At 62.0% G+C, this 14,172-nt stretch carries 12 protein-coding genes and 1 tRNA gene; 4 read left to right on the top strand and 9 right to left on the bottom strand.

Annotated features, from left to right (window positions below):
- Positions 1-4 precede the first annotated feature (4 nt).
- A complete protein-coding gene (gene kdgD / locus ACFPN2_RS08735) occupies positions 5-949 on the bottom strand; it encodes a 5-dehydro-4-deoxyglucarate dehydratase (protein WP_380596226.1) in 945 nt (314 codons plus the stop codon).
- Positions 950-1,257: 308 nt separating this feature from the next.
- Here kdgD and ACFPN2_RS08740 point away from each other — a divergent pair, with 308 nt between their 5' ends.
- The gene (locus tag ACFPN2_RS08740; RefSeq protein ID WP_380596227.1) at positions 1,258-1,824 is read left to right on the top strand and encodes a hypothetical protein; all 567 of its coding nucleotides are present in this window, start codon (positions 1,258-1,260) and stop codon (positions 1,822-1,824) included.
- A gap of 49 nt (positions 1,825-1,873) precedes the next feature.
- Here the strand turns inward: ACFPN2_RS08740 and ACFPN2_RS08745 are convergent, their stop codons facing one another.
- From ACFPN2_RS08745 to ACFPN2_RS08765, 5 genes are all read right to left on the bottom strand, one after another.
- The gene (locus tag ACFPN2_RS08745) at positions 1,874-2,749 is read right to left on the bottom strand and encodes an NAD(P)-dependent oxidoreductase (protein WP_380596228.1); all 876 of its coding nucleotides are present in this window, start codon (positions 2,747-2,749) and stop codon (positions 1,874-1,876) included.
- Between the two features lie 138 nt (positions 2,750-2,887).
- Positions 2,888-3,979, bottom strand: a complete 1,092-nt coding sequence (gene ychF, locus ACFPN2_RS08750) for a redox-regulated ATPase YchF (RefSeq protein ID WP_380596229.1) — start codon at positions 3,977-3,979, stop codon at positions 2,888-2,890.
- 56 nt (positions 3,980-4,035) lie between these two features.
- Entirely contained in the window at positions 4,036-4,617 is a 582-nt protein-coding gene (gene pth, locus ACFPN2_RS08755) for an aminoacyl-tRNA hydrolase (protein ID WP_380596230.1), read from the bottom strand.
- Positions 4,618-4,720: 103 nt separating this feature from the next.
- Positions 4,721-5,449 carry a 50S ribosomal protein L25/general stress protein Ctc gene (locus tag ACFPN2_RS08760; RefSeq protein ID WP_380596231.1) on the bottom strand — a complete coding sequence of 243 codons (729 nt, stop codon included), beginning with the start codon at positions 5,447-5,449 and terminating at the stop codon, positions 4,721-4,723.
- Positions 5,450-5,745: 296 nt separating this feature from the next.
- Positions 5,746-6,684, bottom strand: coding sequence for a ribose-phosphate diphosphokinase (locus ACFPN2_RS08765; protein WP_129776035.1), 939 nt, complete (start codon positions 6,682-6,684; stop codon positions 5,746-5,748).
- Between the two features lies 1 nt (position 6,685).
- On the opposite strand from ACFPN2_RS08765, the gene ACFPN2_RS08770 reads away from it, so the two are divergent.
- Positions 6,686-8,188 carry an ATP-binding protein gene (locus tag ACFPN2_RS08770; RefSeq protein ID WP_380596232.1) on the top strand — a complete coding sequence of 501 codons (1,503 nt, stop codon included), beginning with the start codon at positions 6,686-6,688 and terminating at the stop codon, positions 8,186-8,188.
- 110 nt (positions 8,189-8,298) lie between these two features.
- On the opposite strand, the gene ACFPN2_RS08775 is transcribed toward ACFPN2_RS08770, so the two are convergent.
- On the bottom strand, positions 8,299-9,669 hold the full coding sequence (locus tag ACFPN2_RS08775) for a serine/threonine protein kinase (RefSeq protein ID WP_380596233.1): 1,371 nt from the start codon (positions 9,667-9,669) through the stop codon (positions 8,299-8,301).
- A 380-nt stretch (positions 9,670-10,049) separates the two neighbouring features.
- Between ACFPN2_RS08775 and ACFPN2_RS08780 the strand changes: the two genes are divergently transcribed.
- Both ACFPN2_RS08780 and ACFPN2_RS08785 read left to right on the top strand, forming a co-directional pair.
- Positions 10,050-10,592, top strand: a complete 543-nt coding sequence (locus ACFPN2_RS08780; RefSeq protein ID WP_380596234.1) for a porin family protein — start codon at positions 10,050-10,052, stop codon at positions 10,590-10,592.
- A 192-nt stretch (positions 10,593-10,784) separates the two neighbouring features.
- Entirely contained in the window at positions 10,785-13,124 is a 2,340-nt protein-coding gene (locus ACFPN2_RS08785) for a hypothetical protein (protein WP_380596235.1), read from the top strand.
- A gap of 28 nt (positions 13,125-13,152) precedes the next feature.
- On the opposite strand, the gene ACFPN2_RS08790 is transcribed toward ACFPN2_RS08785, so the two are convergent.
- Together ACFPN2_RS08790 and ispE are read right to left on the bottom strand one after the other, a co-directional pair.
- Positions 13,153-13,227: transfer RNA gene (locus ACFPN2_RS08790), tRNA-Gln, on the bottom strand.
- 17 nt (positions 13,228-13,244) lie between these two features.
- The gene (ispE, locus tag ACFPN2_RS08795) at positions 13,245-14,120 is read right to left on the bottom strand and encodes a 4-(cytidine 5'-diphospho)-2-C-methyl-D-erythritol kinase (protein WP_380596236.1); all 876 of its coding nucleotides are present in this window, start codon (positions 14,118-14,120) and stop codon (positions 13,245-13,247) included.
- Positions 14,121-14,172: the final 52 nt, after the last annotated feature.

Here is a 14,172-nt window from a genome sequence, read left to right on the forward strand (position 1 = left end):
GTGCTCAGACGCTGCGTGCCAGTGGCTCTCCAAAAATCGTCTCGGCGCGTGCGATCAGGGCGCGCAATTCTTCCAGCTCGCGCTCGGTCAAGTCGGTCAATGGCGGGCGCACGGCGCCGGCGGGCTTACCGATCGCGCGCATGCCGGCCTTGACGATGGCGACCGCATAGCCTTTGCCTCGATTCCTCAGCGTGATGTAGGGCATGACGAAGTCGCGCAGGCCCGCCAGCACTCTCGCCTGATCCTCGGCGCGCACGGCTTTGTAAAACATCGACGCCCACCGCGGCATGAAGTTGAAAATCGCCGACGAGTACGTCGTCACGCCCATCTTCAAGTACGGCGCGGCGAATGTCTCGGCGGTGGGCAAGCCACCGATATAGGTCAGCCTGTCGCCCATCCGCGCGTAGATACGCGTCATCAATTCGATGTCGCCGACCCCATCTTTGAAGCCGACCAGATTGGGATGCCGGTCGCACAGACGCGCCAATGTGACATCGTCGATGACGGCGTTGTCCCGGTTGTAGACGATCACGCCGATGGAGACCGCGTTACAAACAGCGCCGATGTGCGCCGCCAATCCTTCCTGCGAGCCGTTGACCAGATAGGGCGGCAACAACAGGATGCCGTCGGCGCCTGCGACTTCCACCGCTTTCGCCAGCTCGACGGCCATGGCGGTGCCGTAGCCGCAGCCTGCAATTACAGGCAAACGGCCGGCGCATTCCGCGACCGCCGCGGACACGACATCGACGACTTCCCGGAACGTGAGCGAAAAGAATTCGCCGGTGCCGCCGGCGGCGAACAGCCCGGCCAGCTCATGTTCCATCATCCAGGCGCAGTGCGCGCGATACGGCTCGACGTCAAAGCGATTGTCCGCATCGAAATGCGTGACAGGGAAGGACAACAGTCCCCGGCCGATCGAACGGGCCATTTCAACAGGTGTGGCAGGCATGGACGCTAGCGTACGAGCAAGCTGCGCTGCCGGTCCAAACCAAAGGCGCTATTGATCGATGCTCATCCGCTCTCGATCGCGGGCCGACTGCGCCGCTCGACAAGTCTTACTTCCGGGCCGGGTGTCGTGACCGATCTGACAATAAAACATCGCGTCACAACCCACGCTCCACTGTTTGTTTTACGCCACGGTCTTGTCGCCACGCGACGACGTCAGGCCTCGAATCCGAGCGACGCCGCTTCGAGAACAGTAGAATTACATTCAGCGCATCACGCGCTACGTGAGAGTGAATGAACGTAACTATGAAGATGAACGCCAAAACTTTGATCTGTGCCGCCGCGCTTGCTCTGCCGTTCGCGGCCTCCGCCGAACAGCTGAGCTATCGCTACGTGGACGTGGCGCACTTCCCCGAAGCGAAAATCGATAGCGACCGCTTCGACGTGGACGGCGACGGCATTCAGCTGCGGGGCTCGCTGCCCGTGTATCAGAACGTTTTCGCGCTGGCCGAATTCCAGGACCTGAGCCTGGATCGAGGCATCGATGTCACGCGCTTCCTGGTGGGTGCCGGCGGTCATTGGCCCCTGGGCCCGAATCTGGACATCGTCGCGCGCGGCGGTGTGGTGCACTATGAAGTGGACTCGGACGACGACACCGGCCTGTTCGCCGGCGTGCGTCTGCGCACATTGGTCGCGCCGAAAGTCGAGATCGAAGGCGGTGTCGAACATATGGCCGTAGATGCCGGCGGCATGGACAGCGACACGTACCTGATCGGCGAAGGCCGCTACAACTTCAACTCGCAGTTCTCGGCAGGCTTGTTGATCACGCTCGGTGGCGACACCCGCGTGTTCGGCGCACAGGGCCGATTCAACTTCTGATCTACTCGTTGGTGGGTGGCGTGACCGATGGGTCACGCCACCCGCAATCTCACATTCCCGCCTGCTCTGCCGCAATCTTTCCTAGCGCGGCAATGTCATCGCCCTCACCGCCACGCGCGAGCAGCGCAAGAAATTTATCGCGCACCAGACTGCCCAGCGGCAGCGGCACCTTCAAACTTTCGCCGGCGGTGAGTGCCAGGCGAACGTCTTTCAATCCCAACGGCGCGGCGAATCCGGGCGGTTGATACTGCTGCTTCGTGATCAGCGGTGCATAGCCTTTGTAGATCGGAGCGGCGAACAACGTATTCGTCATCAAGTCGACGAATGCGTGCTCGTCGACACCGCCCTTGCGTAACAACGCGATGCTTTCGGCGAGCGCTTCGACGGCGGCGAAGATCATGAAGTTGCCGCTGAGCTTGACCAGATTGGCGGCGCTCGGCCGATCGCCGAACGGCCACACCTTCTGCCCCATCGATTCCAGCACTGGCATCACACGCTTCACTGGCTCGGCGGCACCTGCGACGAGAATGTTGAGTTGACCTGCGGCCGCGACTTGCGGCCGGCCAAAGACGGGCGCGGATACGAAATGTTTGCCCGCCTTGCTGTGCTCTTCAGTGAGACGATCAGCCAGCGCGACGCTGATGGTGCTGGCAGAAACATGCACTGCGCCGGCGCTGAGATTCTCGAGAATGCCGTGCGCGCCGAATGTCACTTCTTCCAGCGCGCCGTCGTCGGCCACCATCGTGATGACCACGTCGCCACGACATGCGTCAGCAGGTGTCTTCGCGAGTCGTGCGCCTTTTGCGACGAGAGCGTCGGCTTTACTCGCAGTCCGGTTGTAAACGGTCAGCTCGTGTCCACCCCGCAGCAGGCTCTCGGCCATGCCATGGCCCATCAATCCCAGGCCGATCAATCCGACGTTCATGATTGCACCACCCCTTCGTCAGCAACGCGATGAGTTCCGACTCATGCTACGAGCTATCGCATGTGGAGGTGAAGCCGGGGTGGCAATAGATCTTCTGAAGCGTCGCGTGCGCCGAAGGCGCACAGCGACCCTCCCGGCTCAGACGTTGAAGCGGAAGTGCATGACATCGCCTTCGTCGACGATGTATTCCTTGCCTTCCAGGCGCAGCTTGCCGGCTTCCTTCGCGCCCTGCTCACCCTTGAAGTTTACGTAGTCGTCGAACGCGATGACTTCGGCACGGATGAAGCCCTTCTCAAAGTCCGTGTGAATGACACCAGCCGCTTGCGGCGCGGTGGCACCGATGCGGACCGTCCAGGCGCGGGCTTCTTTCGGGCCGGCGGTGAAATACGTTTGCAGGCCGAGCAACGTGTAGCCGGCGCGGATCACGCGATTCAAGCCGGGCTCTTCCAGACCGATGTCCTTCAAGAAGTCGGCGCGATCGGCTTCGTCGAGCTGCGCGATTTCAGCTTCGATAGCCGCGCACACGGCGACCACTTCCGAATTCTCGCGCGCAGCGAGCTCACGCACCGAGTCCAGGTGCGGGTTGTTGGTGAAGCCGTTCTCGGCCACGTTGGCCACATACATCAGCGGCTTGATGGTGATGAGATGCAGCTCGTGCAACAGCTTCTTCTCTTCCGGATCCTTGATCAGCGAGCGCGCCGGCTGGCCCGAATCCAGATGATCCTTGAGCTTCTTCATCAGGTCGCGTTGTTTGATCGCGTCCTTGTCGCCGGCCTTCGCGGCCTTCTCGGCGCGCACCAGGCCGCGCTCGACGGTGTCGAGGTCGGCGAGCGCGAGCTCGGTGTTGATGACTTCGACGTCATCGAGCGGCTTGATCTTGCCCGCGACGTGCACGATGTCGTCGTTCTCGAAACAACGCACGACGTGCGCAATCGCATCGGTCTCGCGAATGTGAGAAAGGAATTTGTTACCGAGGCCTTCGCCCTTCGACGCGCCGGCCACCAGGCCCGCGATATCGACGAACTCGACCGTGGCGGGCAAGCGCTTTTCAGACTTCGCGATGCCGGCGAGCACGTCGAGCCGCGGATCGGGCACAGGCACGATGCCGACGTTCGGGTCGATCGTACAAAACGGATAGTTCTCCGCCGCGATCTGCGCGCGGGTCAGCGCGTTGAACAGAGTCGATTTACCGACGTTGGGGAGACCAACGATGCCGCATTTGATACCCATGATCTCGAACCAACAGTGGGGTGGAAAGGCGAAGCAACGACTGCAAAGTCCGCAGTCTACTTCTTCGTGTGCAGCCCGTTCATGGCGCGCTCCGAGCCCTGCTCGAGGAACGTGGGCAACGCCTGTAACGCTTGATCGATCGAGGCGAGGATTTTTTCTTCCTCATCCTTCGGCGCCCGGCGCAGCACGTAATCGATCACCTGCGATTTGTCGCCAGGATGTCCGACACCGATGCGCAGCCGCCAGTAATCGGGGCCCATGTGAGTCGTCGTGTCGCGCAGGCCGTTGTGGCCGCCGGCACCGCCGCCGAGCTTGAAGCGCACGTCGCCGACCGGCAGATCCAGCTCGTCGTGCACCACCATGATCTCGGCCGGCTCCACCTTGATGTAATCGGCGAGCGCGCGTACCGCGAGACCGCTGCGATTCATATAGGTCGTGGGCTTGAGCAGGGTGACGTCCTGGCCGCAGTACTGCACGCGGCAGATGTCACCGTGGAATTTCGCGTGACTGCGAAACGTACCGCCGAGCTTGGCCGCCAGCGCATCCACGAACCAGAAGCCCGCGTTGTGCCGCGTGAGCAGATGCTCCGGCCCGGGATTGCCGAGGCCGACGATGATTTTGAGGTGGGTGCCCGCCATAGCCGTGGGTCCGAAAATAACGCAACGATGGCGAGCAAAGATATGCGCCCGCCACCGTTTTCACGCCACCAGCCGTGTTGCCACGGCTGGGTGCGCGAACGCGTTACTTCTTCGCCGGGGCCTTGGCCGCCGGAGCAGCCGCCGCCTTCTTGTCGCCACCGGCCGCAGGAGCGGCAGCAGCGCCAGCCGCCGGAGCAGCACCGGCCGCGGGAGTCGCAGCAGCAGCCGCAGCCACCGGGGTTTCGGCCTCTTCGGCACGCGGATGATGGATGGAGACGACCGCTTCGTCGCGACCGTGCGAGAGCGCCACCAGCTCGACGCCGGGCGGCAACTGCAGGTCCGACAGACGACGGATGTCGTTGATCTCCATGGCCGACAGATCGATCTCCAGATATTCCGGCAGATCCTTCGGCAAGCACAGCACTTCGACTTCGTTCAACAGGTGCGACACCACGCCGCCCTGCGTCTTCACGCCCGGCGATGCGGCCGCACCCTTGAAGTGCAGCGGAATGGTCATGCGGATGTTCTCGTTCTCCAGCACGCGCTGCAGATCCATGTGCAGGATCTGGTTCTTGGCCGGATGACGCTGCACGTCCTTCAGGATGGCGGCCTGCGGCTGGCCATCGATCTTCAGCTGCAGAATGGTGGAGAAGAACTTCTCGTTCACCAGCAGGGTGAGCAGGTTCTGGTGATCCAGAATGATCTGCTTGGGCTCCTGATGGCCACCGTACAGAATCGCCGGAACTTTCCCCGTACGACGCAGGCGGCGGCTCGCACCCTTCCCCTGCTCGTTCGGCCGGGAGTCGGCGACGAGGTCAAATGAATATTTCATGGTTACTCCAGTTGAGAAACTAAGCGACGGCGTATCGCGACCAATTACGCCGCCACCGCGGGTGTTTCATTTGCTCGGCTACGCCTCGCAAAGAAACCAGAAAACATCGTCAGTTTTACGCGGCTTACGCCGCGCGCAGAGCAAACACTGGCGAATGGCATTCGCAAACGCCGCCCGGCCTTTCCTCCGGCTGGCGCGGCGTTAGCCAGCGCCTCTTCCAGAACTCGCGCGGCGAAGCCGCGCAATAAAACAAAACTTTCTTCCTGCGAGCGGCGCCGTCAGGCAGCCGCGAGCACTCAGTCGATGTACAGAGAGCTGACGCTCTCCTCGTCGCGGATGCGGCGCATCGTCTCCGCCAACAATCCCGCCACGCTCAACTGCCGAATCTTCTGGCAGTTGCGGGCATCCGGGCGCAACGGAATCGTGTCCGTCACCACCAGCTCATCCAGCTGCGACTGCGAGATCCGGTCGATGGCCGGGCCCGACAGCACCGCGTGCGTGATGTACGCGACCACCTTCTTCGCCCCGTTCGCCTTCAACGCCTCGGCCGCATGACACAGCGTGCCCGCGGTATCGACCAGGTCGTCGATCAGCACGCACGTCTTGCCCTCGACCTCACCGATGATGTTCATCACTTCGGACTCGTTCGGGCGCGGACGGCGCTTGTCGATGATGGCCAGCTCGGCATCATCCAACCGCTTCGCGAGCGCTCGAGCGCGCACCACGCCGCCGACGTCCGGCGACACGACCATCAGGTTGTCGTACTTCTGCTTCCACGCATCGCCGAGCAACACCGGCGAGGCATACACATTGTCCACCGGGATATCGAAGAATCCCTGGATCTGGTCGGCGTGCAGATCGACCGTCAGCACGCGGTTCACACCGGCGCTGGCGATCATGTTCGCCACCAGCTTCGCCGTGATCGGCACGCGCATGGCGCGCGGGCGGCGGTCCTGGCGGGCATAGCCGAAATAAGGAATCACAGCAGTGATGCGAGCGGCCGAAGCACGTCGGCACGCATCGGTCATCACCAGCAATTCCATCAAGTGATCGTTGGCCGGCGAGCAGGTCGGCTGCACGATGAACACGTCGCGACCGCGCACGTTTTCCAGCAGCTCAACCGTGCACTCGCTGTCGCTGAAGCGACTGACGCTGGCCCGGCCGAGCGGCACCATCAGGTGACGCGCGATCTCTTGGGCGAGCGGCTGATTGGCGTTGCCCGTAAACACCGCCATCGTGGCACGATCCATTCAACACTCCGACTGCAAAGGCATCTGGCTGGGGCGGACGGATGCGGGATCAAAGCCCGACCAGGGGGCTAACGGAATCAGTCACTTACCGACTCCACCCGTCTTTACGATCCCCTCCACTCCCATCGATTCCCCGTCACTGGCGGCAGCGCCGGCGGCACCGATCACCGGTGAACCAGTCAACGCACACAGCCGCAAGCGGGGGCGCGCAATATACACGAATCCAGGCCGTCTTAGCCGCCCCGCTGCAAGGATTTGCAAGGCTGTCCCATCAGGTATCCTTGCAAATTTAAAATATCATGTTAAAAATACAAGGATGCTGAAACGTCGTTATCAGGCGGAAGTCGAGAGCGCCCTGACCCGCCAGGCCGCCGTCGCACTGATCGGCCCCAGGCAGGCCGGCAAGACCACACTGGCCCTGGCGGTCGCCGAGACGCGCCCCTCGATCTATCTCGATCTCGAGTCCCCCCAGGATCGCGCCAAGTTGGCCGAGCCGGAGCTGTACTTCGGTCAACATCCGGAGGAACTCATCATTCTGGATGAGATCCACCGCGCCCCGGAGATCTTCCAGACGCTTCGCGGTGTGATCGACCGCGCCAGGCGCAAAGGAAAGCGCACCGGGCTCTTTCTATTGTTGGGGTCGGCGGCGATCGATCTGTTGCGTCAGTCGGGCGAAACCCTTGCCGGCCGCATCGAGTACGTAAACATGAGTCCGTTCGACGCTCTCGAGGTCGGCGCAGAGTCCGCCACTCAAGAGCGGCTGTGGTTACGAGGAGGATTTCCAGACAGCTTTCTGGCCGCGTCGGATGAGGATAGCTTCCGACTCCGGCAGAGCTTCATCCGAACCTATCTGGAACGCGACGTACCGCAGTTCGGGCCGCGTGTTCCTGCAGAAACACTCCATCGGTTGTGGACCATGCTCGCACACAATCAGGCGGCCACGTTAAACGCATCGCGCCTGGCCGCCGCACTCGACATGAGTTCCCCAACGATCGCACGTTACATCGATCTGCTGGCCGATCTTTTATTGGTACGACGACTGCCGCCCTTTCACGCCAACGCGGGCAAACGTCTCGTCAAATCTCCAAAGGTCTATGTGCGGGACAGTGGTCTCGTCCATGCGCTGCTCGGCCTGCGAACCTTCGACGATCTGTTCGGCCACCCGGTGAGCGGTGCAAGTTGGGAAGGCTTCGTGCTGGAATCTCTATTGTCCGCTGCGTCACCTTCAGCCGCGGCAAGCTTCTATCGTACCGCTGCCGGAGCGGAAATGGATCTCGTCCTCGAGCTCGGCGGTCGCGCCGGACGCTGGGCCATCGAAATCAAGCGCGGCCTCGCGCCGACGCTTACGAAAGGATTTCACAGTGCTCGTGAAGATCTCGCGCCAAAAAAGACATTCGTTGTCTACTCAGGAACGGAACGCTACCCGCTCGCGGAAGGCGTGGAGGCGATTGGCCACGTCGCGATGGCGCAGGAGTTGCTCAGTGTCTAGATCCAGTTGAAAAACCACGCTCACTCCAAAACTTCAAAGAACCTTCGCGCGTCTTCGTGCTCGACGACCTCAGTGAGAATGGCCGGCACCCCATGCCTTGGCACCTCGCGTCACTCGCACAACTGGCGAGCCTTGTCGTCGCAACCGTCACGCTCGCACTGAGCGATACATTCATCGCGTCGCGTGTCGGTGCCGCCAGCCGCGGCGGCGTTCGCCTCTGCCTGCTGCCTCACCTCTGACAGCGAGTTCGGGCCGATGGCATCGGCGCTCGATTGCGCTGGAATTTGCAGCGGCGTCTCCGACTCCAGTACGGCTGGCACCAGTGCTGCCGACTCAAATGCTCCTGACTCCAGCGCTGCTGGCGTTGACTCTGCCGGTGCTGGTTCTGGCACCGACTCTTGTACCAACTCCGGCTCCGGCAACGCCGATGCAACCGAGGAAGATGCCTCTGGCAGAGTCGGCTTGACGGGTATCGAGCCATCCCAGCTTCCTGCAACGCGTGCGCTCGCCGACGCCCACTCTGCTTTCAGCGCCGTAGCTACCGCCGACAGTTTCACAATCCAGCCCTGTTCGTTCGCAGTCACATACGCAGCCACGAGAGCCGCACCAATCAACATCACGCGGGCAAACCGAAATCGCGTCGGCCGCGGCGCCTGAATCTCCGCCAGCATCTCGTTGAACGATTCGAAACGTTTCTTCGGTAACGGCGCCATCGCTTGCATCAAAGCGTCCGCATAGCGCTTCGGCAAGTCGCGACGAATCTCCTCGATCGGCTGCACCGCGCCCGTCGGCAACGTGCCTGCCAATAATTCATACAGCACCACGCCGAGCGCATACTGATCGGTGCGCCAGTCGATTTTCTTCGAGCCGGCCCGCTGTTCCGGCGACATGTAATAAGCGGTGCCGAGCGCCATGCCGGTCTGGGTCATTTGCGAATTGCTGTAGGCCCGGGCAATGCCGAAGTCCATCAGCTTGACCGTGCCGTCCTCGGCCAGCCAGATATTCTCCGGCTTGATGTCACGATGCATGATGTAACGATGCGCGTACTGAAGCGCATCGATCAGCTGACGCGCAATGCTCGTGACCTCGGCAATACGGAAGGCACGATTCTGTTCGCGATACCGATCCATCTGCTGGCGCAGCGTGTGACCTTTCAACCGCTCCATGGACAGATAATAGGTATCCCCAATGATCCCGACATCATGCACGCGCACGATGTTCGGATGAGACAGATTGCAGGAAACTTTGGCCTCGGCGAGGAAACGCTCCTTAGCCGCCACGCTGAACTGCAAGTCTTGACGCAGCACTTTGATCGCCACGTCCTCGCCCTTCAGACGATCGCGCGCCGCGTACACGCAGCCCATGCCGCCTTCGCCGAGCAAGTCGCCGATCTCGAGACGATCCGCGATAACGGCGCCCGGCTCGACGCGAACGAACGCCTGGCTGGACGAAGCAGACAACAGCGCCGTTTCCGAGCGCATGACGGTCGCCGACTCTTTGCTCGTAGCTGACTTGCGACCACGCGGCTGGTCCGAACCTGCGACCGCAGGCTGAACAGCCTTTCGCTTCCGTGACACTGATTGCATCTCCGTTGCAGGGCTTCCTGCAGAGCGCGGAAACATATCAGGGGTGTGTGTTCAGTTGAAGATTTCTGCATCGTAGCGCTTCCCTGAACGCGAACCTGAACGACGTCACCTCTCGTGAAGCTAAGGGCTAGCCCTTAGCTGAATGCTGCGCGGCGCTCTTGATAGAGTCCCGCACCGAGCGCTCCACAAAAATATTGCGGGCGTTCGGCAGAGCAACCGACCAGCAAATAAAGAAACATTACCCCGCGCAAGCGGGAGCTACCGGGAGCGATGAAATGCAGAAGCAACTAGCGACAGGAATCGCGCTGGCGTTCGCGTGCCTGCCGGCCATGGCAGAGCCGGACATCGGGTTCTACAGCGGAGTGGGCGTGGGCCAGATCACGCTGAAAGACAGCTTCGATGGCGTTGGCATCAAAGCGACTGGCACTGGATTCAAAATTTTTGGCGGCTATCGATTCAATGAATACGGCTCGCTCGAGCTTGCCTACGCCGCGGGCAAGCCCGATGACAGAATCTCCGGCGTGACCGTCGAGTCGGATGCAACCGCAATCCAGGGATCGGCCCTCTTGCAAATACCAATCACCGTTCGCTTCGAAGGCTACGTTCGCGCCGGCTTCGTGGCCTGGGACACTGAGAATTCCATCAGAGCGGGAAACTTCGCCTTCATCGAGAAAAACGACGGCACCGATTTCGCATTGGGAATAGGCGGCGCCTGGCACGTCACGCCAAGGTTTGGCCTGCGCGCCGAGATCGAGGGTGCCGAACTGGACGGTACCGACTCGCGATCGCTCTCCCTGAGCGGACTGTTTCATTTCTAGTCCATGCAGGCGCCCCGTCCGCGCACCGGATGGGGCGCCCGGCTCATTTGATGCCACGTTCCAGAAGTGATATTTATGCCCGCCGCGGCGCCTTCGGGCACTGCGTTTACATAACAAATTCAAGCGGGTTCTTCGGCTCAGCCGAAGAGAGTGCGGGCAACGGTTTGCCCGGCATGAAGGGATTGAGAAACGATGCGCTCATTCTGGACGACGGCGTACGCGCTGTTATGTCTGTCTCTTTCGGCGTGTAGCGGGGGCGGAGGCGGCGATAGCGGTGGCGGGGGCGGCTCGTCATCGACGCGCGATGGCGCATTCACACTGAGCGGCAATTCCGCCTCGTTTACCGCCATCCAGGACGGCACCGCCCCACCCAACACTTCCCTGGCCCTGACGGTCACCGGCAAGAATGTCACTTACGTGGGCGCGGCGTACACCAACGGTCAAACGCAGCCGAGCTGGCTCAACATCAACATCGTCGGCTCCGGCAACAACTATCAGGTGGTCATCGGCGTTCGGCAGATCGGCACCCCGCCGGGGCAGTATTCGAGCACCTTCGGGGTCGGCACCGCCAATGCGAACGGCGATATCCTTCAGTCACAAATGATTACCGTGAGCTACACGGTGGTCGCTCGCGTGGCGATTGCGAGCGGGACCTATGCGTTGACGTTCGCTTATGGTGACGCGCAGCCCACAGGGCCGGTGTCGTTGCCGGTGCAGGCGCCGGGCCGGACCTGGACCGCTTCTTCAGATGTTCCGTGGCTGACCATGCCCGCCGCTGCGCAGACCGGCAACGGCCCGTTGACTGCAACGGCCAATGTTTCATCGCTCGAGCCGGGCACGCATTCGGGACGAGTCACTGTCGTCGACTCCGGCCATGCGCAGAACTCCAGTAGCGCAACAGTAACGGTTCAAGTGCTGGCACCGACGCTATCCGTCGCGACGACCTCGCTCGTGCTCGGCGGGGCCGACGGACTTTCCGCAACGACGCGGCCGCTCAGTTTCAACGTAAACAGCGGCGCGACCGGTCGAACACTGGCGAATCATACATTCACGGTAACGCCGACCACGGACGCCGGCGGCAACTGGCTGAGACCGAACGTGACCTCGGGCGCCATCGGACCTGCGGGCGTCGCGGTCGATATCAACGGCGCGCGGGGCAGCCTGGCAGGCGGCACATACACCGGTCAGTTGGCTTTGAACGTCACAGTCAAGAATCTGGTATTGAGCCGGCTCGTGCCGGTCACCTATAACATCGAAGAGAGCCGGATCATCGTGGGCGCGACGGGCGTCGGTCTCTCCTCCTCACCGGCACCGGCACGCTCGGTCCTCACACGATCGGTGCCGGTCTTCAGCTCGCTCGGGCGTACCAATGTGCCCTGGCAGGCAAGCTCCGATCGTAACTGGCTCAACGTCTCGAGCTCGGGTGTGACGGGTCAGTCGATCACGCTGACCGCGAACCCCAGCGGCCTGGCGACGGACCAGACTCACTTCGCCACAGTGACCGTCACTTCGACCGATCCCTTAGTAGAGAATCAAGAAACAATTCGCGTCGGGCTCCGCCTCAACAGCACCGCACCGTCGAGCCTCGGTCGGGCCGTCAACGCTCAATATCTGGTAGCGAGTCCCGTCGAGCCGCTGGTGTTCATCAACAACCGCGGCAGCACCATTACCGCATACGATGTTTATACCGGCGCGACCGTTCGAACCTTCACCGGCAATGTCACTGAAGCGTCGACGATGGTTATCAACGGCGACGGCCGACGACTGTATGTTTATGACCGGCCGAACTCACGCGTCTCCGAGTTGGACGCGGTGACCGGCGCACTGATTCGTCACTACTCCTGGACGAACGGTAGTTGGATTCCGACCGGCGATCTCATGACGTTCTTCCGGCCGTCGGGACGTTCGATTCTGATCACGCCCGACGGCGTCATGTTCGACGTCGACACCGGCAGACAGTACGCCGCGCAAAGCCTGGAGGCGGGAGAATTGGTCCACAGCATGGCTGTCTCGATGGATAGCACGATGCTCATCGACAGCGACACGATCGTGAATCGCATGCGCTATTCGGCGCTGTCGGGCGGCAGTCTGCGATTAACGTCGAGGAACCAGCTCGCGTACGGTCAAGGTGGGGCGGGTCAAGCGTGCATCACCCCGGACCTGCAAACGGTGTACACCGCGAACTCCGCGCCGCCCTACTTCCAAGGCAATGACATCGCGACCGGACAGATCGCCCGCATCCTGCCTGGCTACTACTATCCGAACTCGGTCTTGTGCCTGTGGAACGGCGTGATCGTCGGCGGCATCAACGGCTTCGGCGAACTGGTGGACGTGTGGGTCTACGATGGCCCGAGCGGCCAGGAGCTCGCGCAACTCAGCTCAGGGTGGAACACCCCCTCACGCCGACTCCGCGTTCGCGGCATGGCCGCGTCCGCCGACGCCACGCGGCTGATCACACTCACGCGCGCCGACCCCAGCCCTCCGTATCAAGCGGAAGAAGTGAGATTCCAATCGATTCCGGGAGCGCTGTAGAGCTGGGCGAATGCCGAAGGAGAGCGGTTGGCTGGGGTGGAAGGATTCGAACCTCCGAATGGCGGGATCAAAACCCGCTGCCTTACCACTTGGCGACACCCCAACAGCTGCAAAAGGGATTCAGGCCGATTCGTGCGCCAGCCGGTCCAGCAGCGGCGAACGGTTCAAGCCTCGGACGACGTAACCGGTCCAGCGCGCGGGCACGCGCGCCAAGACGCTCCGTGCGGTCGCCTCATCAGGCAGTGCGACGAACACGCAGGCACCGGTACCGGTCAGCCTTGCTTCCCCAAAATCATCAAGCCAATCAAGCGCTTCGGCAATCTCAGCACTGCGCTTGCGGACCACCGGGGCACAGTCGTTATGACCGCCCCCCGCAAAGAAGGCGCGTATTGTCGTGATGGGGGAATTACGTGTCAATTCAGGGTCCTGAAAGACCGCTGCGGTGCTCACTCCCGCTTGAGGTTTGAGTACCAGAAAGACCTGCTCCGGGAAGTCGCAGGGCGTGAGCTGTTCGCCGACGCCTTCCGCCCAGGCCGAGTGGCCGCGCACGAAGATGGGCACGTCGGCGCCCAGCTCCAGGCCCAGCGCTGCCAGCTCTTCGATCTTCAAATCCAGGCGCCACAGGTCGTTGAGCGCGACCAGCACGGTGGCCGCGTCGGAGCTGCCGCCGCCCAGGCCGCCCTGTACGGGAATGCGCTTTTTGATTTCGATGCCGACGCCGTCGAACACCTCGTAACGGGTGGCGAGCAGACGCGCGGCGCGCACGACCAGATCGTCTTCGGCGGGAATGTCCGCGTTATCGCCGACGCGCTCGATGACGCCGGCCGGGCGCTGGTAGAACTGCAGCTCGTCGCACAGGTCGATGAGTTGCATGGCGCTTTGTAACAGGTGATAGCCGTCGGCGCGCTGGCCGACGATGTGCAGGCACAGGTTGAGCTTGGCCGGTGCCGGCCAGGGCTCCGGCAGCCCGAGGAATTCGTCGCGAGCAGTGTTCATGGTTGTGTGTTTATGTTGCCCGACAGATGAATGACAAGCCTCGGGGACCGCT

Source organism: Steroidobacter flavus, assembly GCF_042651805.1.
Lineage (GTDB): Bacteria > Pseudomonadota > Gammaproteobacteria > Steroidobacterales > Steroidobacteraceae > Steroidobacter > Steroidobacter flavus.

Coding starts and splice junctions, on each gene's coding strand:
- ACFPN2_RS08760 (WP_380596231.1), bottom strand. CDS start 5,449: ATGAAATATTCATTTGACCTCGTCGCCGACTCCCGGCCGAACGAGCAG.
- ACFPN2_RS08740 (WP_380596227.1), top strand. CDS start 1,258: ATGAACGCCAAAACTTTGATCTGTGCCGCCGCGCTTGCTCTGCCGTTC.
- ACFPN2_RS08765 (WP_129776035.1), bottom strand. CDS start 6,684: ATGGCGGTGTTTACGGGCAACGCCAATCAGCCGCTCGCCCAAGAGATC.
- ACFPN2_RS08745 (WP_380596228.1), bottom strand. CDS start 2,749: ATGAACGTCGGATTGATCGGCCTGGGATTGATGGGCCATGGCATGGCC.
- ychF (WP_380596229.1), bottom strand. CDS start 3,979: ATGGGTATCAAATGCGGCATCGTTGGTCTCCCCAACGTCGGTAAATCG.
- ACFPN2_RS08785 (WP_380596235.1), top strand. CDS start 10,785: ATGCGCTCATTCTGGACGACGGCGTACGCGCTGTTATGTCTGTCTCTT.
- ACFPN2_RS08780 (WP_380596234.1), top strand. CDS start 10,050: ATGCAGAAGCAACTAGCGACAGGAATCGCGCTGGCGTTCGCGTGCCTG.
- ispE (WP_380596236.1), bottom strand. CDS start 14,120: ATGAACACTGCTCGCGACGAATTCCTCGGGCTGCCGGAGCCCTGGCCG.
- pth (WP_380596230.1), bottom strand. CDS start 4,617: ATGGCGGGCACCCACCTCAAAATCATCGTCGGCCTCGGCAATCCCGGG.
- kdgD (WP_380596226.1), bottom strand. CDS start 949: ATGCCTGCCACACCTGTTGAAATGGCCCGTTCGATCGGCCGGGGACTG.
- ACFPN2_RS08775 (WP_380596233.1), bottom strand. CDS start 9,669: ATGCGCTCGGAAACGGCGCTGTTGTCTGCTTCGTCCAGCCAGGCGTTC.